Annotated in this window: 23 protein-coding genes and 1 pseudogene; 12 read left to right on the top strand and 12 right to left on the bottom strand. The window is 49.7% G+C overall.

The features are described 5' to 3' along the window. Window position 1 precedes the first annotated feature (1 nt). Both FT643_RS12295 and ihfB read right to left on the bottom strand, forming a co-directional pair. On the bottom strand, window positions 2-310 hold the full coding sequence (locus FT643_RS12295) for a DUF1049 domain-containing protein (RefSeq protein ID WP_156871693.1): 309 nt from the start codon (window positions 308-310) through the stop codon (window positions 2-4). 93 nt (window positions 311-403) lie between these two features. Beyond that, the gene (gene ihfB / locus FT643_RS12290; protein ID WP_255473934.1) at window positions 404-736 is read right to left on the bottom strand and encodes an integration host factor subunit beta; all 333 of its coding nucleotides are present in this window, start codon (window positions 734-736) and stop codon (window positions 404-406) included. Between the two features lie 280 nt (window positions 737-1016). On the opposite strand from ihfB, the gene FT643_RS12285 reads away from it, so the two are divergent. Both FT643_RS12285 and FT643_RS12280 read left to right on the top strand, forming a co-directional pair. Next, window positions 1017-2468 carry a rhomboid family intramembrane serine protease gene (locus FT643_RS12285; protein WP_156871692.1) on the top strand — a complete coding sequence of 484 codons (1452 nt, stop codon included), beginning with the start codon at window positions 1017-1019 and terminating at the stop codon, window positions 2466-2468. 133 nt (window positions 2469-2601) lie between these two features. Further along, entirely contained in the window at window positions 2602-3840 is a 1239-nt protein-coding gene (locus tag FT643_RS12280) for an acyl-CoA dehydrogenase family protein (RefSeq protein ID WP_156871691.1), read from the top strand. A gap of 7 nt (window positions 3841-3847) precedes the next feature. Here FT643_RS12280 and FT643_RS12275 read toward each other — a convergent pair whose 3' ends face one another. Then, complete coding sequence (locus tag FT643_RS12275) at window positions 3848-4501, bottom strand: arylesterase (protein ID WP_232340146.1); 654 nt, start codon at window positions 4499-4501, stop codon at window positions 3848-3850. A gap of 47 nt (window positions 4502-4548) precedes the next feature. On the opposite strand from FT643_RS12275, the gene FT643_RS12270 reads away from it, so the two are divergent. The 5 genes from FT643_RS12270 to FT643_RS12250 all read left to right on the top strand — a co-directional run bounded on the left by FT643_RS12270 (window position 4549) and on the right by FT643_RS12250 (window position 11779). Beyond that, entirely contained in the window at window positions 4549-5256 is a 708-nt protein-coding gene (locus tag FT643_RS12270; RefSeq protein WP_156871690.1) for an ABC transporter ATP-binding protein, read from the top strand. Beyond that, complete coding sequence (locus FT643_RS12265; RefSeq protein ID WP_156871689.1) at window positions 5253-7748, top strand: ABC transporter permease; 2496 nt, start codon at window positions 5253-5255, stop codon at window positions 7746-7748. The genes FT643_RS12270 and FT643_RS12265 overlap by 4 nt, the downstream gene beginning before the upstream one ends. 21 nt (window positions 7749-7769) lie before the next feature. Continuing rightward, the gene (locus FT643_RS12260) at window positions 7770-9689 is read left to right on the top strand and encodes an ATP-binding cassette domain-containing protein (protein WP_156871688.1); all 1920 of its coding nucleotides are present in this window, start codon (window positions 7770-7772) and stop codon (window positions 9687-9689) included. Between the two features lie 79 nt (window positions 9690-9768). Further along, complete coding sequence (locus FT643_RS12255) at window positions 9769-10065, top strand: STAS domain-containing protein (RefSeq protein ID WP_156871687.1); 297 nt, start codon at window positions 9769-9771, stop codon at window positions 10063-10065. Next, window positions 10058-11779, top strand: a complete 1722-nt coding sequence (locus FT643_RS12250) for an ATP-binding SpoIIE family protein phosphatase (RefSeq protein WP_156871686.1) — start codon at window positions 10058-10060, stop codon at window positions 11777-11779. Before FT643_RS12255 ends, FT643_RS12250 begins: the two co-directional genes overlap by 8 nt. A gap of 7 nt (window positions 11780-11786) precedes the next feature. Here FT643_RS12250 and FT643_RS12245 read toward each other — a convergent pair whose 3' ends face one another. Then, complete coding sequence (locus tag FT643_RS12245; RefSeq protein ID WP_317622013.1) at window positions 11787-12785, bottom strand: AraC family transcriptional regulator; 999 nt, start codon at window positions 12783-12785, stop codon at window positions 11787-11789. Between the two features lie 285 nt (window positions 12786-13070). Here FT643_RS12245 and FT643_RS12240 point away from each other — a divergent pair, with 285 nt between their 5' ends. Together FT643_RS12240 and FT643_RS23900 are read left to right on the top strand one after the other, a co-directional pair. Next, window positions 13071-14207, top strand: a complete 1137-nt coding sequence (locus FT643_RS12240; RefSeq protein WP_156871684.1) for an acyl-CoA dehydrogenase family protein — start codon at window positions 13071-13073, stop codon at window positions 14205-14207. 93 nt (window positions 14208-14300) lie between these two features. Then, a pseudogene (locus tag FT643_RS23900) lies at window positions 14301-14910 on the top strand (SDR family NAD(P)-dependent oxidoreductase). Between the two features lie 22 nt (window positions 14911-14932). On the opposite strand, the gene FT643_RS12230 reads toward FT643_RS23900, so the two are convergent. Together FT643_RS12230 and FT643_RS12225 are read right to left on the bottom strand one after the other, a co-directional pair. Continuing rightward, window positions 14933-15718, bottom strand: coding sequence for a thioesterase family protein (locus tag FT643_RS12230; protein WP_156871683.1), 786 nt, complete (start codon window positions 15716-15718; stop codon window positions 14933-14935). 35 nt (window positions 15719-15753) lie between these two features. Continuing rightward, a complete protein-coding gene (locus tag FT643_RS12225) occupies window positions 15754-16140 on the bottom strand; it encodes a SirB2 family protein (RefSeq protein ID WP_156871682.1) in 387 nt (128 codons plus the stop codon). Between the two features lie 20 nt (window positions 16141-16160). On the opposite strand from FT643_RS12225, the gene FT643_RS12220 reads away from it, so the two are divergent. Beyond that, window positions 16161-17198: a DUF2804 domain-containing protein gene (locus FT643_RS12220; RefSeq protein ID WP_156871681.1), complete on the top strand. Its 1038-nt coding sequence runs from the start codon at window positions 16161-16163 to the stop codon at window positions 17196-17198. A gap of 61 nt (window positions 17199-17259) precedes the next feature. Here FT643_RS12220 and FT643_RS12215 read toward each other — a convergent pair whose 3' ends face one another. The 6 genes from FT643_RS12215 to FT643_RS12190 form a co-directional block, all read right to left on the bottom strand. Beyond that, entirely contained in the window at window positions 17260-17691 is a 432-nt protein-coding gene (locus FT643_RS12215; protein ID WP_156871680.1) for a phosphate ABC transporter substrate-binding protein, read from the bottom strand. Between the two features lie 12 nt (window positions 17692-17703). Beyond that, window positions 17704-19224, bottom strand: coding sequence for a porin family protein (locus FT643_RS12210; RefSeq protein WP_156871679.1), 1521 nt, complete (start codon window positions 19222-19224; stop codon window positions 17704-17706). A 492-nt stretch (window positions 19225-19716) separates the two neighbouring features. Further along, window positions 19717-20007: a DUF503 domain-containing protein gene (locus tag FT643_RS12205; RefSeq protein WP_156871678.1), complete on the bottom strand. Its 291-nt coding sequence runs from the start codon at window positions 20005-20007 to the stop codon at window positions 19717-19719. Beyond that, window positions 20008-20559 carry a histidine phosphatase family protein gene (locus FT643_RS12200; protein WP_156871677.1) on the bottom strand — a complete coding sequence of 184 codons (552 nt, stop codon included), beginning with the start codon at window positions 20557-20559 and terminating at the stop codon, window positions 20008-20010. A 48-nt stretch (window positions 20560-20607) separates the two neighbouring features. After that, window positions 20608-21438 carry an OmpP1/FadL family transporter gene (locus FT643_RS12195; RefSeq protein ID WP_156871676.1) on the bottom strand — a complete coding sequence of 277 codons (831 nt, stop codon included), beginning with the start codon at window positions 21436-21438 and terminating at the stop codon, window positions 20608-20610. Beyond that, window positions 21375-22244: an OmpP1/FadL family transporter gene (locus FT643_RS12190; RefSeq protein ID WP_156871675.1), complete on the bottom strand. Its 870-nt coding sequence runs from the start codon at window positions 22242-22244 to the stop codon at window positions 21375-21377. Before FT643_RS12190 ends, FT643_RS12195 begins: the two co-directional genes overlap by 64 nt. Window positions 22245-22658: 414 nt before the next feature. Between FT643_RS12190 and FT643_RS12185 the strand changes: the two genes are divergently transcribed. Together FT643_RS12185 and FT643_RS12180 are read left to right on the top strand one after the other, a co-directional pair. Then, complete coding sequence (locus tag FT643_RS12185; protein ID WP_156871674.1) at window positions 22659-24779, top strand: carboxy terminal-processing peptidase; 2121 nt, start codon at window positions 22659-22661, stop codon at window positions 24777-24779. Next, the gene (locus FT643_RS12180) at window positions 24779-25198 is read left to right on the top strand and encodes an HIT family protein (RefSeq protein ID WP_156871673.1); all 420 of its coding nucleotides are present in this window, start codon (window positions 24779-24781) and stop codon (window positions 25196-25198) included. Before FT643_RS12185 ends, FT643_RS12180 begins: the two co-directional genes overlap by 1 nt. The last annotated feature ends 46 nt before the right edge of the window (window positions 25199-25244 follow it).

The following is a 25244-nucleotide window of genomic DNA, read 5'->3' as shown; positions in this document are numbered from 1 at the left end:
ATCAGGTGGGGCCCTTTATCGACTGCTCTCGGGCTTGATCCAGTTTCTTTGCGAGTTTTTTGCTTTGCCGCCGTGCGGAATTGAGCTCGACCCCCAGAGTCACACAGATGACAACACAGAGCGCAATGCCCAAAAGAAGCCCGGCGAAAAAGACAGCCATTGCGAAGCGGGCAACGCTAATTTCAACCAATTCGGAGGTGTAGATCAGGTCGACATAGATATCGTGATCGTTTTGGATTTGGAACATTCCTAGAATCAACGCCACTGCTAACGATATCAGTACGATGATCAAAATTCGGAGTTTTACCATTATTCTCTCAATTTCAGAAACTTATGCTTACGCCCATAAAAAAACGGCATGCGGTAATCATGCCGTTTTTATCAGGGAATTCAAGGGAAATACTTAGTGGGATGACCCTTGATTTTCAATTTCACCATTGACCCGGTCCCGCAATTCCTTTCCCGGCTTAAAGTGGGGTACATATTTCCCCGTCAAGTCGACCGATTCTCCGGTCTTGGGATTACGCCCTAACCTAGGTGCTCGATAATGGAGTGAGAAGCTGCCGAAGCCACGGATTTCGATTCGGCCACCGGTGGCCAACGCTTGGGACATTTCTTCGAGCATGGTTTTCACTGCCAATTCCACATCTTTTTGCGACAGCTGGCTTTGCCGCTGGGCTACACGCTCAATTAGTTCTGATTTGGTCAGAACGGAATTATTGATGGTGTCATTCATCCCGTTATCTTCCATTTTTCAGTACCTCCCGCAGTACTTATGTCCCTGTAACGTCGTATTGTTTCTATGGCCGGGTGTGCTTAACTCTTTGAGAAAACTGTATTTATTCAGATGCCTCATGCTTTAAATATAGCAAACTTCCGGCATTTGCAAGCTCATAAAACACCCAAACCGCAAAATCAGTGCTTTTTTAGAACAAAATTCTATAAAAAGCTGTTTTTTCTACTATTTTTAAAGAACTACCCGATCCTGAAACGGCCTCTTGGTTAGGAACCTGACTATGTTGATTATCCCTGCTGAACGCGGCATCGATTGGCGCCGGGCCCCCGTAGTTACCGCAGCCATGATTGCATTGTGTTGCATTGTATTTTTCGGCTGGCAATGGAGTGACAGCGCGCGCATGCAGAGGGCAGCGGAATATTATTACGAGAATCAACTGTTGCAGCTGGAACTGCCGATATTTCTGAGCCATTTATCGCAAACCCGGCGCAAAGATCTATCCACTGAGCTGGAATCAATTGATCCCCAGGAGGATGCCGTCACGTTGATCTACACTATCCTGTCCGACCCTTCCTTTACCCATGTTTTGCAAAAAACGGACGAAGAGTTCTGGGGTGATGATGTGTTCGCTGATTGGCGGCGAAAGCGGCGACAAGTCAACGAACTACTGGACCAGATTAGCTCGTTCAAACTGGGGCTGATTCCACAAGCAAGCCGACCCATCACCTATCTGACCTATCAGTTCATGCACGGCGACACGATGCATTTGATCGGCAACATGGTTATTTTGGCGCTCACGGGTATCGCGGTGGAAGCCGCCATTGGCTCGTTTAATTTTCTCTTGTGTTATTTGCTTTGCGGTATTGTCGGCGGGTTGAGTTATACCCTGTTTAATTGGAGCAGCTATTTACCGTTGGTGGGTGCTTCCGGCTCTATATCAGGGGTGATGGGCATGTATGCGGCCATTTACGGTATGCGCAAGATCCGCTTTTTTTACAGCCTGATATTTTACTTCGGTTACTTTACTGCACCAGGCTTGGTGATTCTGCCAATCTGGGTCGCCTGGGAGCTGTATAACGCATTTCTGGGTTCAACTTCAGGTGTTGCTTATATAGCGCATGCAGGTGGCCTGTTGATGGGCGGGCTCGGTATGCTGGCAGCTCGCCGCTACCTGGTGCAAGTGGAAGAAAACTATCTGGATCAGGCGCCCGATGAAGACCTGGAGTACCGTACTGAACTGGATGATTTTCTAAAGCAACTGGCGGCATTTAATTTTGAGTCCGCGAAGCGCAAACTCACCACTCTGGAGACTAAATATCCCAGCAAGGCGACCATTGTTGAGCAGCGTTATTTTTTGGAAAAGCTGGCACCGGAATCGAAGTCCTTCCATCAATTTGCGCACGAACTATTGGCAACGCCCACTAGAGACGAAGTCTTCATGTATATGCTGCGGGATGTGTACCGGGATTATACCCTGCTGAATAAAGCGCACCCCCTTGAAGAGAGCACATTGCTCAAGCTGATGTTGAGTTTTTGTCAAATTGAAGCCTGGGATACCGTTCAGGAGATGGTAAAGCAGGCGCAAACAAGGCGTATACAGGATCCGATGATGGTCAAGATACTGCGCCTGCTGTCCCGTAACGTGGAACAAAACGGGGATTCCCACTTAAGTAACCAGCTTAATGAGATGGCCGGCCAACTGGAAAATTCGTTAAAAACCGCACCAGAGTGACCCAATCCTTCCCGCAATCAGCAATTTTGGTCATTTGCCCTGTGCTCACATTTCGTTAAGCTCGATCGAAGAAATGACCCTGCAGTCAAACCTGATGTTTAATCATGAGCAATAATTAGAAACAGGAATTCCGATGATCGAATGGAGTGAATCCCAGCGCATGCTGCGCACCGCCGTAAGGCAATTCGTAGAGAAAGAAATCGCCCCCAACCTGGAAACCCTGGAGCATGGCGACACCCCGCCCTACGACGTTTTGCGCAAGTTTCTGAGAAGTTTCGGCATTGATGCTATGGCCCGACAGCGGTTCGAAGCGGATATTGCCAAGGCAAAAGAAGCCGGTGAGGCTGACGAATCCGAAAAAGATCCTGCCATGGTAGAAATGATGCGCGGTGAAGAAACCGCTATGCGGTTGATTCCAGCCATTGAGTTATGCCGCTTCTGCCCCGGCATGGTGACTGCGATGGGCGTGAGTATGGGGTTGACCGCGGGCACGATCATGTCCCGTGGCACTATTGCACAGAAAGAACGCTGGGCGGCGGATTTGCTGACCATGGATAAGATTGGTGCCTGGGCTATTACCGAACCCAATTCGGGATCAGACGCGTTCGGCAGTATGAAAGCCACCTGTAAACGGGATGGCAAAGGCGGCTATATCCTGAATGGCAACAAAACGTTTATTACCAATGGCCCCTATGCCGACACCCTTGTTTTTATTTGCAAGCTGGATGAACCCGGTGTTGAATCCCCGCAACGTAAGGTATTGAGCTTTATTCTGGATTCCGGCATGGAGGGTTTGGTACAGAGCAAACCGTTTAGAAAAATGGGCATCCACTCATCACCCACGGGGGAGTTGTTTTTACAGGATGTGAAAGCAGGGCCTGAGCGGTTACTGGGCGAGTCGGAAGAAATTTCCTATCGCAGTGGTGTAAAAGACACGTTCTCGGCTGAGCGATCCGGTGTCGCAGCGATGGCGCTGGGAATCACCGAACGCTGCCTGGAATTAAGTGTGCGCTACGCCAAGGAGCGCGTGCAATTCGGCAAGCCAATAGGTGAATTCCAACTGATTCAGGCTAAATTGGCGAAAATGGAAGTGGCCCGGATTAACCTGGAGAATCTAGTGTTCCGCTACATTGAAACTTCCGCTAAGGGACGCAGCATGACCCTTGCCGAGGCTTCCGCTATGAAACTCTATGCCGCGCAAACGGCCGTGGAAGTGGCGATGGAAGCAGTTCAAATTCACGGCGGAAACGGGTATATGGCTGAGTACCAGGTGGAACAACTCGCCCGTGATGCAAAAATCCTGCAAATCTATGGTGGGACCGACGAGATCCAAATCACTCATATCGCGCGAGAAATGCTGTCTAGAGATTAACCCGCCATCAGTGTTTTGACGCAGTCAGCTGCGGGCGCAAAAACTGCCACACCAGCTCCGCTATAATCGGCTGGGCGAATTCATTGGGATGGATTCTGTCAGCCTGCATGAACCGGTCTTCTCCCCCCACTCCTTCCAGCAAAAAGGGCAGCAAGGGAATCTTGTTTTCCTGGGCAACGCGACTGAACACCTGTTCAAACCGCTCTGCATATTTACGTCCGTAATTCGGTGGCACTTTAATCCCCAGAAGCAGGGGTTCTGCGGCCGCGGATTTCACTGCTGTGACCATCATCTGTAAGTTATCAGCCATGGCCTTAAGAGACATTCCTCTCAGGCCATCATTTCCGCCCAGCTCGATCAATACCCATTGCGGCTGTTCTCGCTCGAGTAACGTCTGGATTCTGGAGGCACCGCCAGCGGTGGTATCACCACTGATACTGGCATTCGCAACGGTAATATCCATGTCAGCTTGTTGAAATTTCTGTTGCAATATCGCTGCCCACTCTTTACCCGGCTCAACGCCGTATCCCGCCCCCAGGCTATCACCCACAAGCAGCAATTTTCCTTGCACCGCCGGCCCGGCTAATAGGGACACGGCCGGAAAGAGGAACAAAACCATGGCAAATATTAATGCACAAATTGAAGAAAAGAAGGTTCGCATTTTGGTAGGATGACTCCCTGGACTTTTTTAAGGCGGCTATTTTATCTATGACGACCCCTACATCTACCGATTCCGGCTCCGTGTTGCAAGCCCGTGAAGTCAGTAAATCGGTTCCCATGCCCGGACAGCCATTGCAGATCCTGAATGCCATCAACCTTTCGGTGAATAAAGCGGAATCCTTGGCCATTGTCGGGGAGTCCGGGTCCGGCAAGTCCACATTATTGGGTTTACTGGCGGGACTGGATGTTCCCAGCTCCGGGTCGATTGCACTGATGGGTAATAACCTGGAGACGATGAACGAAGACCAGCGCGCCAAAGTCAGGGCGGCTCACGTGGGGTTTGTGTTTCAATCATTTCAACTACTCGCCAACTTGAGCGCACTGGAAAACGTAATGTTACCCCTGGAAATTGGTAATGTACCCAATGCGGACACAAAAGCTCAGGACATCTTATACCGAGTTGGCCTGGAAAAGCGTATACATCATTACCCCAGCCAATTATCCGGAGGTGAGCAGCAACGAGTTGCCTTGGCCCGTGCATTCGTTGCCAAGCCAGACATATTGTTCGCTGATGAGCCCACCGGCAACCTGGATACTAAAACCGGTGCGAGCATCGCTGATCAATTGTTCGAATTAAACGCCACCGAAGACACCACGCTGATTCTGGTGACTCACGATATTAAGTTAGCGTTGCGCTGCAATCGCACCATCACCATGAATGCCGGTCAACTGCAATCGGACCTGTCCAATTCATGAATTTAATCGGTTTAGCCTTCAAATTACTAAAGCGCGACGGACACTCCTGGCAACTGCGCATGCTGGTAGTTGCTTTGCTGGTCGCGGTGACTACCCATAGCACCATCGGCTTCCACACCGAGCGCATTGAAAACGCAATGGTCATGCAAGCCTCCAGTTTGATGGGTGGCGACCTGGTGGTACGCAGCCCGACGCGTGACCCCGAATTAGACACATTGCTGGATCGCAACACATCGGCACTGGCAGTGGAGTTTTCCAGCGTCGTATTGGCAGGGGAATCCTTGCAGCTTTCTGCTATCAAAGCGGTTAGCGAACATTACCCCCTGAAGGCAGAATTAAAAATTGCAGATCAACCCTACTCCAACGATTCTCCGGTAACACATGGACCGGCAGCAGGGAGCGTGTGGCTGGAAGCGCGACTGCTTAGCGCACTTGAGGTGAACGTGGGCGATACCGTGGAAGTCGGTGACGCAGTATTGAGAGTGGATAAAGTGCTGACCTTCGAACCGGACCGGGGTGGTAACTTCTATAGTTTCGTACCTCGCCTGATGATGAGCACGGGGGATTTGGATAAAGCCAATTTAATACAAACCGGTAGCCGGGTTGAGTTTTATTACCAGTTTTTGGTGCCAGACGGCAATCTAACCCCGCTGCAAGAGCAGGTAGAAGCCCTGCTCAAACCCGGGCAAACCATTCTGACACTGCAGTCACGTCAACGCAGTATCAGCGCAGCGTTGAGCCGAGCACAGAGTTATCTCAAGCTCGCCAGCCTAATGGCGATCCTGCTGGCATCGGTGGCATTAGCTATGGGCGCACGCTTCTTTAGCGAAATGCGTTTTGACACCGCGGCCCTGTTGCGCTGCTTCGGTCTGAGTTCAAAACAAATACTGGTAATTTTCAGTGTTCAGCTGGTCACCCTGGCTTTGATCAGCGGCATTATCGGGGGTGCCCTGGGCTGGAGCATGCATTTTGTTCTCATTGATATGCTGTCCGATTTATTGCCTGAAAACGTGCCGCTGCCGTCCCTGCAACCTTTCTATAGCGGGTGTATCCTGGCCGTCGTCATTCTGCTTGGATTCAGCTTTCCGGCGTTGCTGCAATTACAACGAACCCCACCACTTCGGGTGCTTCGAAAAGACCTGATAGCGGCGCCACTGTCGACGCTATTTTCTTATATTGTCGTGATCGTTCTGATTACTGTGCTGATGCTGTGGTACACCCGGGACACGGTTTTAATTGCGGCACTGTCCGGCGGTATTGTGGCAGCCTGGTTCGTTACATTGATCCTGACCAACGTGTTCACCCGCCTACTGGAATCGGTTGGCAAGCGCAGCTCCTTACCAGTACGTGCCGGACTGCGAAACCTGCGACGGCGCCAGATGAGCACGCGGGTACAGCTGCTTGGGTTCGGCCTGACCGGAATGGCCATGCTGGTGGTGCTTCTGGTGCGTGGAGAGCTGATCAACACCTGGCAGGACCAATTACCTGACCAGGCCCCGAATCATTTCGTGCTCAACGTGCTGCCCGAGGAAGGTGCTCCATTCCAACAATTCCTGCTGGACAATGATATTAATTCCCAGCCGCTGTACCCCGTGGTCCGCGGTCGGCTTACTCATATTAACGAAGTACCGGTGAACGAACGGATTAGCAAAGAAGACAACAACGCCGATGCCGACGGCACCCCCAGGGAAATCAATCGCGAGCTGAACCTGACCTGGGCAGAACAGCTTCCCAGTGATAACCGGATTGAGCATGGCCAATGGTGGAGCGACGCGACACAAGATAAAACCGGCGTATCCATCGAAGCAGAACTGGCAGAAAAACTGGGCCTCAAGCTCGGTGATGAACTGACTTTTTTCGTCGCCAATCAAACTTTTATCGCCCACGTCACCAGCATCCGCAGCGTAAAATGGGAATCCTTTCAGCCTAATTTCTATATGATATTCAATCCCGGCGGCCTGGAAGACCTGCCCTTTACTTACCTAACCAGTTTTTATCTTCCGTCGGAGTCCAAGCCATTATTGAAAAAAATGGTGCAACGATTCCCTGCCATCACGCTTCTGGAAGTGGATGTAATATTGAAACAGATCCGTACAATACTGGATCAGGTCAGCGCTGCCGTGGAATTCATTCTTCTTTTTGTCCTGGCGGCGGGCCTGACTATCACCTTGGCGACCCTGGTCACCACCATGCCCCAGCGCTACCGGGAGGGGGCCCTCATGCGCACTCTGGGAACCACCAGCAAGCAATTGATAATGCAACAGTGGAGTGAGTTTTTCGCCATCGGCTTCCTGTCCGGATTGGTGGCCTGCTTCGGTGCGGAACTGGTGCGATTGGCTATTTATATTAAGTTATTTGCCCTCCCCTATACGCCGTCCCTCTGGATCTGGATAATAGTGCCCCCAACCTTGGGGTTGCTGATCGGAGGCGCCGGTCAGATCAGCAGCCGCAGAATCTTGCGAATGAGTCCGGTAACCGCTCTCAGAGAGTAGCTTTTTAAAGGCAGTCCTTACATGTCCCTACTTAGAATACGTGACCTCCACCTGGCCTTTGGCGGCCCCGAGTTGTTGAGCGGTGCTCAGTTGATCCTGGAAAAGGGGGAACGGGTCTGTCTTGTGGGGCGCAACGGCACCGGCAAATCGACGCTGCTAAAGATTGTCAGCGGCGAGATCAAACCCGACGAAGGCCAGATAGAGATCGCCCCGACCACCAAAATAGCCTGGCTGGAACAGGAGGTACCGCGGGATGCCCAGGGCAGCATTTACGACGTCGTGGCATCTGGCCTGGGCAAAGTTGGCGAACTGATTAAGCGTTACCACGACTTGATCGAAGCCATGGCCAGTGGCGATGAAGACGCTTTCACTCAATTGGAACCGGTCCAGCGTGATCTCGAGGCAATGGACGGCTGGGGATTGCAGCAACGGGTGGAAACAACGTTATCAACTCTATCATTGGACGGCGACAATCAATTCGAGGATCAGTCCGGAGGAGTGAAACGCCGGGTGTTACTGGCTCGGGCACTGGTGCAGGACCCGGACATTCTGCTTTTGGACGAACCGACGAACCATCTGGACATTGACTCGATCGCCTGGCTCGAAGAATTCCTGCTCAATTTTCGCAATAGCGTTCTTTTCATTACTCACGACCGAGCCTTTCTTAGCAAACTTGCCACCCGCATCGTTGATTTGGACCGCGGACAACTCACCAGTTGGCCTGGTAATTACCATACCTATCTAGAGCGTAAAGCAGAGCACCTCAATGCCGAAGCCTTGGAATGGGACCGGTTCGACAAAAAGCTTTCCCAGGAAGAGACCTGGATTCGCCAGGGCATCAAGGCACGTCGCACTCGCAACGAAGGCCGGGTTCGGGCTTTGGAAGAAATGCGCAAGCAACGTTCCCAGCGAAGGGAACGTCAGGGCACCATGAGCGCCACCATTCAACAAGCGGAATCCAGCGGCAAAAAAGTCATAGAAGCAAAGCATCTGCAACTGAGTTTTGGCGGACAAAGCATTATCGATGATTTCTCGACCCTGATCCTGCGGGGTGACAGAATCGGTTTCATTGGCCCCAACGGCATCGGCAAATCCACGTTAATCAAGGTTTTACTGGGCCAGATGCAAGCCGACTCGGGCACGGTCAATATGGGCACCAACGTAGAAGTTGCCTATTTTGACCAACTACGCGGGCAGTTAAATGAAAGCCAGAGCGTACGTGAAAACGTAGGGCAAGGCAGCGATACTGTGACAATCAACGGGCAGGATAAACACGTCATTGGCTATTTGCAGGATTTTCTGTTTAGCCCTGATCGGGCCCATACGCCGGTTAAAGCCCTATCCGGAGGCGAACGGAATCGGCTGCTGCTGGCCAAACTCTTTACTCAGCCGGCCAACCTGCTGGTGCTTGACGAGCCGACCAACGACCTGGACATTGAAACGCTGGAACTACTGGAAGAACTGGTGGACCAATTCCAGGGGACTATTCTATTGGTAAGCCACGATCGTCAATTTCTTAACAATATCGTGACCAGCACCCTTGTGTTCGGAGGCAACGGTAAAATAGACGAGTTTGTCGGTGGTTATGACGATTGGCTGCGGCAGCGTCCGGCTGTGACTTCGCCACAGTCGGACACCAAGAAATCAGCCCAGACTGCAGCTCAACTTAATACCCAAGCAGAACCCGTAAAACCCGGTGCCACCAAACCCAGAAAACTTAGTTACAAGGATCAAAAGGAGCTGGAATCATTGCCCTTGGCAATAGAAACGCTGGAACAATCCCTGGAAGACTTACACCAGAAGCTGGCCGACCCTGACCTATATCAGGAATCGCCTGACCAGGTAAACGAGCTGACTCGCAAGGCAGGCGAGCTGGAAACCGAGCTTGAAGCCACCTTTGAGCGATGGGAAGAATTGGAAGCTTTGCGTAATGGCGCATAAACTCTGAAAATGGCAATATGCACAACAACCCTAAACAATAAAAAATTTCACCCTATTAAAATCAGGTCAGGAGAATGCAATGCCTGTAGAAAGTACCCTTTCCAGCGATGGAAAAGCCCTTACCATTGGTATCAGTGGCCGCTTTGATTTCGAAATCGTGCAAGAATTCCGGAGTGCCTATGCGGAGCACAATAACCTAGATTACATAATCGACATGAGGGCCTGCGAACACATGGACAGCTCGGCTCTGGGTATGTTGCTGAATATGCGCAAAAGCCTGGGAGACAACGCCCGAATATCATTAATTAATTGTCGCCCTCAGATCAAAAAAATTCTGACCATTTCCCGTTTCGATAAAAAGTTCATCATTGAATAAAGTCGATGAAGACATCAGTGACAGCCAGGAATCGGCTAAAGCGATGAAAATTTTAGTGGTGGACGACACGGAGGCCAATCGTCGGTTACTCGGCTGGATGCTAGAAGACGAAGGTCACACAGTGCAGGAGGCGGAGAACGGCGAACTGGCCGTCGCGCTGTTCAAGGAGACGAATCCCGACCTGGTTCTGATGGATGTCATGATGCCTATTATGGATGGGTTTGAAGCCACCAAAGCGATCAAAGAATATCTGGGCGGCAAGCACGTACCAATTATCTTTTTAACCGCTTTATCGGATGATGCCTCGCTGGCAAAATGCTTATCTATTGGTGGCGATGATTTTCTTAGCAAACCCATTAACGAACAGGTGTTACAGGCAAAAATCAAAGCGCACAGCCGAATCAAAGATCTGAATGAACAGCTCAATGAACAAAACGCCAAACTCACTAAGATGCACCAGCTCACAGAACACGAACACAAGATTGCCAAAACCGTATTCGAAGGCGCACTGGCAGCCAGTAAGCTGGATGACCCCAATATCCGCCATTACATCTCCCCCGCCGCCACTTTCAATGGAGACCTGTTATTAGCGGCTTATAGCCCATCCGGGGGCCTCTATACATTAATGGCTGATTTCACCGGCCATGGTTTACCGGCTGCAATCGGCGCGGTACCGCTTTCGCAGGTATTTTTCGATGCAACAGAACAAGGGGTCTCCGTCAGCAGTATCGCCCGCGACCTCAACCGAAGCCTCGAAAAGTTTTTACCCGATGACATGTTTGCCGCTGCGGCGATTGCCGAGCTGAACGCAGAAGGCACTCGGGTCACCCTATGGATGGGCGGTATGCCCGACGCGATATTGACTGATCATAAAGGTCGCTTGAAACAAAAAATACAATCCGCGCATATGCCACTCGGCATCTTGGAGGATCATGAATTTGAGAGAGAACCTTTCATTCTTGAAGTGGAAACAAACGACAGGCTATATGTATATACTGACGGCATTCCCGAGGCACTAAACTGTAACGGCGTAATGTACGGCGAAGAAAGGCTGCTGCAACACTTCAGCAGTAGTAAGCCCAATGCATTTAACGAATTGATTAGCGATGTCATTGATTATACCGGCCACAAAGGGCAAATCGACGACATTACTTTGCTGGAACTCACCTGTCGCCCGGTGCAATCGGACCAGGTCAACCCCGCTCCAACATTTGATGCAGCCCACACTCTCCCTTGGCAGTTCAGGATGACGTTGACGGCAAAGGAATTATGTCAGGGCCACTCCCCGGTTGGACAATTAACGGACATGGTGGGTAATGCTCCCGGCATCGAAGCCCACAAAGATTACCTCCACACCATATTGACGGAGCTGTTTGCAAACGCGTTAGAGCATGGCATTCTGAAATTAGATTCTGACCTGAAACGTACCGAACAGGGATACCTGGATTACTACCAGCAACGGGCACACAAGCTCAGATCACTCAACCAGGGTGAACTAGAAATAAACATCCGCTTTTATGTCAACGACCACACAGGTTATCTAATGATTCAGCTGGATGACAGCGGACCCGGTTTCGATATAAACAGCCGCAATGCAACGGGAGACAATGACTCCTTCGGCCGTGGAATTGAGTTGATTGAGTCTTTATGTGACAGCGTTACTTATAGTCAGAACGGGACCCGGGTGGAAGTGACCTATCGTATTGATGACTAGCCCGTAGTTAGCTCAGCAATTCCTGCCGATACGCTGAAGGGGTTTTACCCGTCCACTTTTTGAATGCACGATGAAACGAACTGGCTTCCGAAAACCCCATTAACAACGCAATCTCATCAATTGTTAATTCCGGCTTTGATAGATAATAAATTGAAGCATCTTTACGGATACTGTCCTTGATTTCCTGGTAACTGGTGTTCTCATCTTTCAGACGCCGACGCAAGGTCTGCGGCGTCATTGCCAGCTTGTCACATACCACCAGAAAATCAGGAAAATTATTACCAAATTCTTTACTGATAATGCCACGGATCTGGGCATTAAGGCTGGCATTTTCAATATCGCCATCCATTAGCTCTTCCAACGATGCACGTAAAAATTTACTCAAAGATAACTGATTCTGCACCAACGGCATGGTCATAAAGCGACTATCCAAAACAATTTCACTACGCGCCTGTTGATAGTGCACCTGACAGGGAAACTGAGATGAAAACTCCCCGTCATCCAGACATTCAAAATCAAGATTAATCCGTTTCGGTACTATTTGCTGGCCTACCAACCAACTAAGAAAACGCAGGGTTAAAAACACCACAGCCTCAAGGATGTGTGCACGAAACAACAACTCGCCGCGGGATTCAAAGCGGATAATAGCTTCATCATCGGAGGGAATTAACCTGGAATATATCGCGAAATCAAACAACTCATAGAACTTGATACCGCGGCGGATGGCCTTTTCAAGCGTGGCACAATTGATTACAGCATGCGCCATCATACTGAAGGTACCCGGCTTGGATACCCTACCGAAGCCCAGCCCCATAAATTCATCTTCGGTGTGGCGCATGACCGCCAGCATCAGATGGATAAAAGACTTTTTATCGACACGCCCCTCAGCATCGTTGAGCAAACCGACATCGATGCCACACTCCTGTAACAACAACTCGGTCGTTAATCCACTGCGTTTTGCGCCTTCCAGCAGCAAGATGACCTGATTTATAGGAATTGAACTCACACTTACCACAGATGCCTTTAATTTATTATTAATCAGCGAGTTGGCAGGCCTTGACGGGCACGCAACGTTATACGAGTATTTTTATTCTACGTCAAAAAGGAACAAGATTAAGCGCCTAACTTTACTGGCTTCCGCGTGCAACTTCCAGCAGCATGTCGTATTAGGTCAGGAAAATTGGCACATTACGTCATTGTTGAGGGCACACCTGCGCACAATAATAAGTTTAAAATGGATAATTAAAATTCAATGGCTTACGCATGCTGCGTAAGCCCACCGGAGAGTAAAATGAGTCAAGACAACAGAGCCATATTCGAAGAAGAACATAATGTATTCCGCGAGAACTTTCGCCGGTTCTGTGAAGAAGAAATCGTGCCTTATCAGGAAAAATGGCTTGAGCAGGGTATCGTAGACCGGGAGATCTGGGAAAAAGCCGGTGAGAATGGCTTTCTGGCACCCAACGTAGACGAAGAGTACGGCGGCCTCAGCCTGGACGATTTTCGCTACTCACAGATCATGATCGAAGAGCTGGCACATATTGGTGAATCCGGTTTTGCCCTGGGCCTGCATAACGATGTAATTGCCCCCTACCTCACCGCCTATGCCAATGAAGAACAAAAGAGCCGCTGGTTACCCGGCGTCTGCAGCGGGGAAACCATCCTGGCTATTGCGATGACCGAGCCCGATACCGGCAGTGATTTGCAAGCTATCAAATCCAAACTGGAAGACAAAGGCGACCACTATATTCTGAATGGCTCCAAGACCTATATCAGTAACGGTATTATCTCCGACCTGGTCGTGGTGGTTGCCAAAGCCCCCGAAGGCATCACTCTGGTCTGTGTGCCGCGCGGTGCCGAGGGCTTTAATCGAGGCCGCAACCTTAAGAAAATGGGAATGAAATCCCAGGATACCGCCGAGTTATTTTTTGAAAACGTGGTAGTGCCTAAAACCGATGTTTTGGGTCAACCCGGTCAGGGTTTTATCTACCTGATGCAAAAGCTGGCGCAGGAGCGGTTGGTCACAGCATTAGGCGCCATCGGCGGATCGCACTTTGCCTTCAATGAAACCCTGAAATTTGTCAAAGAGCGCACCGCGTTCGGCAAACCCATCGGCAAATTTCAGAACACGCGTTTTAAAATGGCGGAAATGAAAACCGAAATCACCATTGGACAGGTGTTCGTAGACAGTCTGGTGATGAAGTTATCCGAGGGCAAATTGGCTCCGGACGAAGCCAGCATGGCTAAATGGTGGTGCACAGATTTATATAACCGGGTAGTCGACCAAGGCGTTCAATTCCACGGCGGTGCAGGCTATATGATGGAGTACCCCATCGCTCGTGCCTATGTAGATGCTCGTATTACTCCGATCTTCGCTGGAACCAATGAAATCATGAAGGAAATCATAGGTCGAGGGCTTGGTCTGTAGTCAGCAAAGGGCTAGCTGCAGACAGTTGCCTTTCAGCTGTCTGCAAGAGGGAAACTCAATATAAAAATAAAATAAGAAGCACTGGAGACCACCATGGCTGCAATTCGCTTTGACGAACGCGTCGTAATCGTTACCGGAGCAGCCAACGGTTTGGGTAAAAGTCATGCGATGGAATTTGCGCGACGCGGCGCCAAAGTGGTGGTCAATGATCTGGGTGGTAATGCGGCCGGTGACGGTGGCGGCAAAGCGCAGCCGATGCAGTGGTCGAAGAAATCATAGCCAGCGGTGGCGAAGCGGTCGCTAGTGACGACTCCGTTATCGACGGTGACAAAATTGTTCAAACCGTAATGGATAATTTCGGTCGTATTGATGTAGTTATTAACAATGCAGGCATCCTAAGGGATAAAAGCTTTGCAAAAATGACCGAATATGTCACTCCGCTGGTGATTAAACTGTGCGATGAGAACAGCACTGAAAGTGGCGGGCTATATGAGGTCGGGGCCGGATGGATGGGCCGGTTACGCTGGGAACGTTGTAAGGGTATCGGCTTCAAAAGGGTATCGGCTTCAAGCTGAGCGATGGTTTCACTGCAGACGACGTCAACGAACAGTGGGGTCAGGTGGTCGACTTTACTGATGCAGACCACCCGGAGAACGGCCAGGATGCCATGATTAAAATGATGACCAATCTTGGCAACCGTTGACCGCCTGAATCCGGCAAGCAAACTACAACGCGCCACCACGATACTTAGCCAACTGCCTGCTTAGCGCAACCAGTTTACCCCGAGAATCCCAGATCTCGCCATCCTCCTCCATTAAGCCATTTATCAGATAGCGGGTTTTGAAACGACAGGTCAGGTCACCCGGCGCTGGCTTGGCCCGAACCTGTACGGTTAATTCAAGCGTCGGCACCCATCCCACCGCCCCATATTTGGAAAACGTCGTGGGTGGCACGCAATCAGAAAAGAAAGGCAGCGACATCACATCGGGTTCAGTGCCATCGCGGAAAAAAGCAAACAGCTCATGTTCTGGCCGATCAATCGTTTTCCCTCTCAACCATTCGGCGGTGGTGGCTGAAAAGAGAAGCTCCACCCGCTCATGTATCGCCATAAACCGAGGAGAGGTCCGGCAGGTATCCCTATTTATGACCGGAGGTTGATCCCCCACCCAGGTGGTGCCAGCGGTTTTATCCAAATCACCATAACTGGCTGTAAAACGGATTCTTTCACGTCCTTCCTGCATAAATCGCAAGGATCCGGTGGACACCGTATTTCCCTCTCGAATTACATCCACCTCCAACTCAACCGGCCCGGCAGCCGCCTTTTCAACGAAATGGCCAGTGATTGTCAACGGATCGGGATGCGACAGCGCTTCACGAAACGCTCTTGCCGCTATAGACATCATATATCCGCCATTCGCAATGTCTCCCACGCCCCAACGATTGCTAACCTGCGCTGAAAAGCGCCCATCTCCTTGGGCCGTGACCTGTGTATCCTTCCAAAAATCACTCATACTGCTTCTCTATAACAACTCTGAATTTATAAACGCTACAATAGTGAAAAGAACCCCATGGGGTTGTGCGTGCGAGCCACGGACATAGTGAAGATGAAGGCCAGCAAGGCAGCAAAAAACGCCACAATACGAATCGTTTTGGTTTTACCCCGCTTCAGGGCTACCACACCCAACACTATATAGGCGATCAAAGCCACTACCTTTACTGTCAGCCAATCTTGCTGAATCGGATATTGCTGCGACATCACACACAAAACAATGGCACACAGTAACAAGAGCGTGTCATTAACATGAGGTAGAATCTTCACCCACTTTTTCTGCAGCATTCCGGAATTTGCCATCATCCAAAAACCCCGGATCAAAAATAATAAACCACTGATCACAGCGAACATCATGTGGCTGTGCTTGAATGCAAGATACATAGATTACCCCAGAGAGAGAAATGTCGTTTAACAAAACCGCATACGATAAGTTGATTCGGCCGGATGGGCAACCTCAATATGGTTGTTTTACCCAGTCAATGAAGGAAATTAACCACGCCGATTTCGATTATCGGACGGTTATGGATCGCCCCGCCTCCCGCCTTCAGAAACACTTTGGCCTGAACCAATTTCAATTCTTGACCGTGCAAAGTGATCGCTACGTGCTGGCATGCGCCATCGCCGATGTGCGATATGCCGCCACCGCGTTTATTTATCTGTTTGACAGCGAATCCCGCACAATGAGCACCCAGCGCTTTACACAACCCATGGGATTACGATGCCAGCTCTCCAACCAGCCTCACAATGGCCGTAGTTATTTTATCAAAGGTCGCAATCAGTTCGAAATTATTGCCACCGATGCACCCAACCAGTATCACCTTACCGCCCGCCTCAACAAGCAGATTGCCGTCGACTTGGTACTGACACAACCCGAACAGCTTCAGCCTCTGGCGGTGTGTACCCGCGCGGGCTACAACGGTTGGGCTTTTACAGAAAAGCTTACCGGATTAACTGCTTCCGGCGTTATCGCCTGGGGAGGCAGAAACATCACTGTGGAAAGTGATAATTTTCTGGGTAGCAGCGACTGGAGTTGTGGCTATATGCGCCGCGAAACGGCATGGAACTGGGCGAGCTTATGCGGCACCGATAATGCCGGGAGAACGGTTGGCCTCAATCTGGCAGCCGGTGTAAACGAAACGGAATATAACGAAAATGGTTTCTGGATCGATGGAAAACTAAATCGTGTGGGCCCGGCTATTTTTCAGTTTAATCGATTTAACCGGATGCAACCCTGGACGATCACGACTGAAAATAGCCAAGTAGATCTGAAGTTTATTCCGGAAGGAAATTTTAATGAAAAAGTTAATGCGGTTTTCGTCGCGTCCAACTTCAGTCAGTTACCGGGTAAATATTCTGGCACACTGACCTGCGATAGCGGCAAAAAAATAGTGCTGGAGCGTGTAACAGGGTTGGCTGAAGACCATTACGCCAAGTGGTAGCCTGCAGAAAAAGAAAAGCCGCGTTGACAACTAACGCGGCTTTTCAACCGTGGCTGCCGAATTATTTAACGGTATAGATAACCCGTAAACCTTCCGTCACTCCGGCCGCATCGATATACCCGATGCTATCTTCGTTTTCCAGGATTACTTCAACCACTTCTGCTTCGTCAAAATACTGCTTGGGTGGTTTACCCTTACCGGTGAAAATTAATCGAGACCAATAGGCGTTCAGCTGAGCCGGATCTTTATCAATTACCTTATCGTAAAAAATAGTTCTTATCTCGCTGCCTTCTGACACATCGACCGGAGTAAGACTGGCACCGCCGATATCGTTACGCTTGCCCAGATACACCTGTTGTATTTCCGAAGCGGAAGCTTGCTGCACTGCAGACGCAGAATTAACCACAACAACGACCTCAGCAGATGCAAAACCAGCAGCTATCAAAAAACCAACTGCACCAAGCGCTCTTCCTATTTGAGTTTTAACGTTCATATCCATTCCCCCTTAAAATACAGCGTCGACTGAGAATGAATAAATCGCCGTGTGATTACCCACAGTGGCGCGATTGGTCGTGTCGGTCTGACTGAACAGGCCGATACCAGGCGCACTACCGTACGTTGGTGTGACACCTAACGGTCCTCCCGGAACGAACCCCGTCATGACCTCGTTTTCACCGAATCCTTCGTAAAAGGCGACTTCACCTTTCACTTTTACCCGACTGGAAAGATCGTAGTTGAGACCCAGGGTGTAGGATTGCTGTTGCCGGATCAGGCCCGATATACCATTCCTGAGCTGCGTGTTAATTGCAGCGTATTCAGCGCCAGTAAGACCCACTCCGGGAATGGTGGTCGCCGCCAAGGGGCCTGCCAATGCCGTATCCAGCGTATCGAGATACGCCATTTGGGTATGGAACTTCTCGTCGCTGTCACTATCAGTGTAGGTTTTGGCGAACGTCAAATGTGGCATCCACTTACCGAATCGGTAGCCTACGGTAACATAGCCACTATCACCAGCGGGCTGAAAAATATTTTCGACCTGGAGATTGGCAATTTCACCCATCACAAGCAATGATCCATTGTCGTAGGAAATTGCACCAGACAAATACTCAACTTTGTGATTATCCAACCCAACGGATGATATTGTAGGTGCGGTGCCCAGAGCTGGTGCCAAGCCCGCGATGCCACTACCAACAGCAATTGCGCCATTTATACCGTACAACAGATCATATCCGGGATCACCCTCGACACCCAGATCCGTCAATTGCAATTTGGAAGTACTGTAGGCCACGCGGAAGGTGAAGTCCGATACGTCGGCTTGCGTGACAAAAGACCACTGATTGTTATTAGTGAAAGACGCATTCAGCTCTTTCGTGTATCCGCTGGTGCTACCACCATATAATTGAAACGTTACATTCACCGGCCCGACAGCCAAATCATAGAAAGCGGTTAAACCGTCAGTCTCGGTAATCGGAAGATTATAGAGTTCAATCGGAGGTCTAACCCATGGATAGGCATAACCTACATCCAGGTATTCCGACATTAGATAATAAGGGAGACGGGTACGCCCCAAGCGCAATTTAAAATCGTCTGTAACTTCGTAATCCAGATAAGCCCAGGTCGCTTCAACGTTGTAATCGTCCAGCCCTTTGCTGGTAAGCTGACCGGTCGCCGAAATGTTGTCGCTAACTTCGAAGGTCATCTGAACACCGAACTTGGTGACCGAGGAAGAATTGTAATCGTCACCAATTCCATTGCTGGTCAACACAAGATCATCGCCGTCATTCGTGGCAAAACCGCCGGAGAAAAATCCATTGATTTTCAAACGATCGGACTGATCGGCCATGCGGGTTCTGTTTTCTTTCACGGCAGCTCTGGTGCCTTTAAGGCGATTTTCCAGGCGTTTAATTTGCTGTTCTTGTTGCTCTAGCCTGCTCTCCAGTTCTGCGGTGGTTGCGGCTAATACCGTCGCACTGGAGAAGCATAGAGTGAAGGGCAACAAGGCTAAGGTCGCTTTCTTCTTAACCATTGGTGATTCCTTTAGTTTGTGTCGACAAAAATCCCAGTTATTACCGAAAATGGACTGGCAGCATGGTAATAACAATGAAAGACCTCTGCTGTCTATCCAAGAATAGGCCATATAGCGACAACATCCAAAAAAATCACAAAAAATAGGCCACAACCTTATGATTTAATGAAGAAACACCTCAAAAAGCTCATTTATTAATCAGAATAAACAGTCATAGAACGCCTGCAATTTAAGCTTTAAGGGTGTTTTCTAGGGTTATTAATCAGACAAAAAAAATGCCCGCTGGGAGGCGGGCAAAGGGAATGCCCGATGAGGTCCGGGCGAGAAAGTACGTTTCATTCAACAACAGGATCGGTCGGCACAACCAAATTCTGAGGCGGGATAAGCATTTCCATCACCACCATGAAAAGCAGGTTACCAACTATTTTTAGAATAAACATACTAAACGGGATCCCGGACTGACCCACACCTCAATACGTTAGCCGATTTCGTCTAAAGCCACTCTCGGTTCAACCACATCAACTCTGCGTCGATACGTTCAATGCAATACTGTTCGATATCGGACAATCGTTTTTCCAGCGGCGGGCGGGCATTCCCCACCATCACCAGCGCCATACCTGCACGTTGCCATTCATCCAGAAAAGCGACCTCAGCAATGGAGACATTAAATTGATTGTGAATTCGATCTCGCACCCGATTTATAATCTGGCGTTTTTGTTTGAGGGACTGACTGTAGGGAATATATATTTCGAATTCTGTATAAAGAATTTGCGTTGAAGTCATTTATAAAAGGCGGCTTTGAGCCTGCGAACCAAGGTCTAGAAGAACGATCTGCTGTTCAGTCAGGCCTAACCTAAGCACCGAACAATAATCGGGTCGGTAGTTTACTAGCTTAACATCGCCCCGGATACTGCCGACGACAACATTGAGCACCATAAAATGAGTTACGATGATCGTAGGCGTTTGAATGGCTCTGATAGAGTTCAGGATGTTATCACGCCATCGGTGCAAACCCTCTTCCAGTTGCGGCCATTTTAAATGAGAGCTTGCCCGTAACCAGTCTAGCCGCTTTTCCAAAGGCACCAGCGCTGGCGTAGGAATTTCACAAAAGTTGTTATCAATCGTAACCGGCAGATGCAGCGCTTTACATAGGGGGCTTGCCGTTTGCCGAGTACGCTGCATGGGGCTACTGATTATGCTCCGGATCTTTTCCTGGCGTAGGACCGGGACTAGACCCAGTGCTTGACGAGTTCCCTCCTCGCTTAATCCGGGGTCAGGGTTTTCTTGCCAGCTAGCGGCGGCCTGGCCATGGCGAATACATAAAATTTCAATCATCTGCCAAGGCTAGCTTAACGGAACTTTCAATAGAAGGGCTTTGCTTATTTAAAATTGCCAGTTGTAACTGAACTCTACGAGATACGCCGTAATTTCTGACGTAAAGGTTAATCCGGCATAAGGGTTATATAAAAAGTTGGTTAGCTGATCCTCACTGTTTGCGTTAGTGCTGCTTCCTGCAGGCACATTAGCTTCAGTGTGGTAATAGCCCAACGCAAAATCAAAGTGCTGTTCTTTTTTCCAGTCATAGCCGAAGCCAATAGAATATAAATTCCCATCACCGATAGGCAATAACACATCCTGCTTGTGCCAGGGAATTGAGGATTTTCGAGGTTCCCAGCCCGCTCGCAGTGTTAGGCGGTCGCTATACTGATGCTCAACGCCAAAAGCAAAGTTCCATACGCTTTCGTAGTGACGCGGTATAATCAACTTATCGATATCAGAGTACTTGGGAGCGATCACGCTGGCCAGCCTGGCAAATTCCTGCGGCTCATCAAAGTCGATATGCAAACCGTCCCAAACTTCCCAATCGGTCCATTTTGCATCCATATTGAACTTCCACGCGGGAAGTATCTGAACACTGATTCCGGTAGAAAAGTGAGCTGGCGTTTTTAAGTTTACCCTCGCATCTCCGGTTTGTATGCCGACGCCATCCGGTGAGTTTTGTAAGCCGTTGGGCAGTCCCAGAAGCCGGACCAAAGAGGGAACATCACGATTTAAACCACCAAAGACCGCTTGCCAAGCGTCAGAATAAGTCATCCGATAGGAACCCTTCATTCGGTTCATGGCTTCACTCTCGTACACCATGCCCCAGGTCAACCAAGATGTCGGCTCCCACAGCAAACCAAATGAAAAGGTCGTGCTGAGCCCGGTTTCCACATCCACACCTCCAAAGTAGCCGCCTGATCAAACGGGCCGAAAGCCCCTTCGCAAGCGCTCAAGCCCAAGCAATTGGCTTGCGAACCCAGCTGCTGCAACAAATTATCGACCACAGCAAGGGCTACGTTGGGCACCCGCAGATCGGTGAAAGCTGAAATGCCTTGGTAGGAAAAGTGGATACCCGCCCCAATCGACCATTCGTCGTTTAACTTGAAGCCAATGGTGGGAGAAAAATAAGTAATGCGGGTAAGCGCCATCTCGCGCCCCATGAATCGCCCCGGGTTATCCTCGTTTCGGCCATAACCGGCGGCCATAGGCGAGTACGCGGCTGTCCCTATTGTGTAATTGGCCCCTTCCGGAGCAAAAGAAGCGCCGCCCGTGGGCACCACCAAAAAATCAAGAGGCCATTCGGTTCTTCCACCCACAAAGGGGACTTTCAAATAAATGCTATCTGCCTGACTACGGGTGTTGTCAACGGAGTCGTCGTATCCCCACTTATCAATCTCTGCCTGTGCCTGTGGTGAAAAATGCCCAAACTCTACATCGAAGTTGAAACTGGCCGCAGCGACTTTAAAGAGGGCTTCGCGACCTTTTAAGCGCGCCAGGCCAGCAGGATTAAAATGGATGGAATCCACGCCTGGTGGATCTGCAGTGACTGCGTTGCCCAAAGCCAACGCGATAGGGTTGCCAATCGTCAGGTTATTCACCAGTTCGCCATAGCTCAGCTGAGGGCCAAGCAAAAAACAGGTTACAAGAGTACAACGTAACCAACAACCAGGGCGCTGGCTCTCAAATACCGTCAACATGAAGTCCCTCAAAATGTCCTGAAGCACCTTGCGATCGTGCCCCGGCACTTTATACCGTTGTTTTTATTAGTGATTATTATTATTAATCGTTCGGCTCTGAAGCATGCCTGCGTACTGACACGCCAGCAAGTGAGACATTTTTTAATATTTGTCTAGTCTATGCCAGCTACGATCTTTTTCAAGCGCTTTTTTACAGGCCAAAAAACAGTCCATAAAATCGAACTAATTCAATAAATTAAAGTCTTTTTTAGACAAACTCACAGTGACTGGTTGGGGATAGGTTACACTTAGGAGTACTCAACGACAGATCATGCTTGATCTTTAGCCGCGTGCCGTAATATGGTGAACGCATACAAAGTTATTTTGTTTATTTCCCGGCCCTGTCTGACGTGGCTGAAAATTATTGGTAAAAAGATGAATTTAACCCGTAATACTTTGCTCTCATCCTTCACTCTTGCACTAGCGTTCGCTCTCTCAGCCAACCACTCTTTTGCAAATATTCCTGAATACCACGACCTGGAGCCGAACCGCGCTCAACAAATTACCTCCGTGCGGATACTGGAAGGGGTAAATCGCTGGCATTTACGCAAACATCAGCTGGATAACGCCCTGTCTGAGGAGTTTTTTGACCGCTATATTGAAACCCTGGATTCAGGTAAAGCCTATTTTCTGGCGTCCGATATACAGGCATTCGAGCCTTACCGGGACCAATTGGACGAAGCCCTCCAGAGCAGCGATCTGAAGCCGGCGTTCCAAATCTTTAACCGCTACCAAGAACGGATTTCTGAGCGCCTGAAATACACTATCTCCTTAATACAGAAAGGCATCAAAAACCTGGATTTCACCATTGATGAAACCTTGGAGCGCGATCCGGACAAAAGCCATTGGGCAAAAAATGAAAAAGAGTTAAACGACCTTTCCCGCCGCAGGCTTAAAGACACCATCATATCGATGCGCTTGATGGGCAAAAAAGATAAAGACATCGAGAAAACACTGAAGAAGCGTTATACAAACCAGCTCAACCGGGTGAATCAGGCCAACAGTGAAGACGCCTTCGAGCTCTACATGAATGCTTTTACCCAAATATACGATCCCCATACTCAATACTTTTCACCCAAAGTGTCTGAAAATTTTGACATTAATATGAATCTGCAGTTAGAAGGCATAGGTGCCGTATTACAAAGTGATGAAGAGTTCACCAAAGTCGTCAGCCTGGTCACCGGTGGTCCGGCGGAAAAAGGCCAGGAACTAAAAGAGGCCGACCGGATTATTGGTGTCGGGCAAAGCCGCAATAAAATCGTGGACGTGGTCGGCTGGCGCCTTGATGAAGTCGTACAACGTATACGCGGAAAAAAAGGCACCACTGTCTTTCTGGAAGTCATACCTGCCAGTTCAAAGAGCGATTCCGATACCCGGGTCGTCAGCATCAAACGAGATACCGTGAATCTCGAAGACCGGGCAGCTCAGTCGGACACCATGGAAATAGAAACGGAAGAAGGCCCGAAAACGTTCGGCGTCATCAACGTTCCCGCATTTTACGCCAATCTGTCCTGCCAAAAGCATTCCGGAGACAACTGCCGTTCCACTACTCACGATGTCAGCGAGCTTATCAAGAAGCTAAAGGCCAAAAAGGTCGACGGGCTGGTCGTGGATTTGCGTAACAACGGTGGCGGCTCTTTAACCGAAGTGAATGACTTGCTTGGACTTTTTATCAAAACCGGCCCTACTGTACAGATAAAATCGTCGAGCGGTAATGTGGAAGTGCTGGAAGATGACGACCCGAGTGTGCTGTATGACGGCCCGCTGGCAGTAATGGTCAACCGTCTCAGTGCATCGGCTTCCGAAATATTTGCCGGTGCAATTCAGGATTATCAACGCGGCATCATTGTCGGTGACCGGACCTTCGGCAAAGGAACAGTGCAATCTCTACAACCCCTTAACTATGGCTCCCGCGGAGACCGCCTGAAAGTTACGATGGCTAAATTCTATCGGGTATCAGGCGTCAGCAATCAACATGCGGGCATTGTTCCCGACATAGAATATCCAAGCCTGATTGACCACGAAGAGATCGGTGAAAGCTCCTTGCCGAACGCGCTGCCTTCCGATCAGATTCGTCCGGCCCGTTACTATCACGATACGGAGCTCGAATCTGCCCTGACCTTCCTGCGTGCAGCCCATAACAAACGGGTGGATCACAACCCTGAATTTCAATACGTACGTGACCAAATGGCGAGCCTGGAAGTGGTACGCAATAAAACCGAAGTGAGCTTGAATTGGAAAACACGCCAACAGGAAAAGGAAGACCTGGAACAAAAGCGCCTGCAAATTGAAAACAAGCGCCGCAGCGCCAAGGGCGAAAAGCCTTTCAAGGACATCGAGCAATTAAAGTCTGAAATGGAGTCCGAGTCTAATGAAGAGTCAGCTGCGGCAGGCAAACATGGAATCGAGATTGATTACGAGCTAAAGGAAACAGGTCACGTACTGGCAGACTTCATCGAGCTACACCTGCAGCAAACCAGAATGGCAGCTCAGTAATGCCATTCCAGCTTGATCACAGACTGGCAAATGACACCTATCCGGTACAGGACACCCCGGAACACCTGTTGCTGATGATGAACGAACGGCGTTACCCCTGGTTCATTGTCGTCCCCAAGGTGCCAAACGTAACGGAGTGGCATGAGCTGACCCGACGACAGCAAACGGATATCCATTTGTTTTGCGTCAAACTGGGTGAATCGATCAAGCAAGCCTTTAGCGTGACAAAAATAAACACAGCGGCGTTGGGCAACGTCGTCAGTCAACTGCATATTCATGTGATTGGTCGCCACCCGGAGGACGATGCCTGGCCAAACCCTGTCTGGGGATTCGCCCCTCCCGCCCAAGCAATGGATCAGGCGACAAAAGAACATCGGATTGAAAGCTTAACACGACAATTCAATCTGACGCAGACGTAGAGTTACCAGGGTTCCCCAGTTATCGCTAACTGACATTGCAAAGTAG

It is taken from the genome of Ketobacter sp. MCCC 1A13808 (assembly GCF_009746715.1).
Taxonomy (GTDB): domain Bacteria; phylum Pseudomonadota; class Gammaproteobacteria; order Pseudomonadales; family Ketobacteraceae; genus Ketobacter.
This window is presented reverse-complemented; position numbering and strand designations above follow the sequence as displayed.

Coding starts and splice junctions, on each gene's coding strand:
- FT643_RS12215 (WP_156871680.1), bottom strand. CDS start 17,691: ATGAACGTTAAAACTCAAATAGGAAGAGCGCTTGGTGCAGTTGGTTTT.
- FT643_RS12190 (WP_156871675.1), bottom strand. CDS start 22,244: ATGTTGACGGTATTTGAGAGCCAGCGCCCTGGTTGTTGGTTACGTTGT.
- FT643_RS12225 (WP_156871682.1), bottom strand. CDS start 16,140: ATGTATCTTGCATTCAAGCACAGCCACATGATGTTCGCTGTGATCAGT.
- FT643_RS12220 (WP_156871681.1), top strand. CDS start 16,161: ATGTCGTTTAACAAAACCGCATACGATAAGTTGATTCGGCCGGATGGG.
- FT643_RS12265 (WP_156871689.1), top strand. CDS start 5,253: ATGAATTTAATCGGTTTAGCCTTCAAATTACTAAAGCGCGACGGACAC.
- FT643_RS12185 (WP_156871674.1), top strand. CDS start 22,659: ATGAATTTAACCCGTAATACTTTGCTCTCATCCTTCACTCTTGCACTA.
- FT643_RS12280 (WP_156871691.1), top strand. CDS start 2,602: ATGATCGAATGGAGTGAATCCCAGCGCATGCTGCGCACCGCCGTAAGG.
- FT643_RS12285 (WP_156871692.1), top strand. CDS start 1,017: ATGTTGATTATCCCTGCTGAACGCGGCATCGATTGGCGCCGGGCCCCC.
- FT643_RS12205 (WP_156871678.1), bottom strand. CDS start 20,007: ATGACTTCAACGCAAATTCTTTATACAGAATTCGAAATATATATTCCC.
- FT643_RS12295 (WP_156871693.1), bottom strand. CDS start 310: ATGGTAAAACTCCGAATTTTGATCATCGTACTGATATCGTTAGCAGTG.
- FT643_RS12270 (WP_156871690.1), top strand. CDS start 4,549: ATGACGACCCCTACATCTACCGATTCCGGCTCCGTGTTGCAAGCCCGT.
- FT643_RS12255 (WP_156871687.1), top strand. CDS start 9,769: ATGCCTGTAGAAAGTACCCTTTCCAGCGATGGAAAAGCCCTTACCATT.
- FT643_RS12260 (WP_156871688.1), top strand. CDS start 7,770: ATGTCCCTACTTAGAATACGTGACCTCCACCTGGCCTTTGGCGGCCCC.
- FT643_RS12275 (WP_232340146.1), bottom strand. CDS start 4,501: ATGCGAACCTTCTTTTCTTCAATTTGTGCATTAATATTTGCCATGGTT.
- FT643_RS12230 (WP_156871683.1), bottom strand. CDS start 15,718: ATGAGTGATTTTTGGAAGGATACACAGGTCACGGCCCAAGGAGATGGG.
- FT643_RS12200 (WP_156871677.1), bottom strand. CDS start 20,559: ATGATTGAAATTTTATGTATTCGCCATGGCCAGGCCGCCGCTAGCTGG.
- FT643_RS12210 (WP_156871679.1), bottom strand. CDS start 19,224: ATGGTTAAGAAGAAAGCGACCTTAGCCTTGTTGCCCTTCACTCTATGC.
- ihfB (WP_255473934.1), bottom strand. CDS start 736: ATGAATGACACCATCAATAATTCCGTTCTGACCAAATCAGAACTAATT.
- FT643_RS12240 (WP_156871684.1), top strand. CDS start 13,071: ATGAGTCAAGACAACAGAGCCATATTCGAAGAAGAACATAATGTATTC.
- FT643_RS12180 (WP_156871673.1), top strand. CDS start 24,779: ATGCCATTCCAGCTTGATCACAGACTGGCAAATGACACCTATCCGGTA.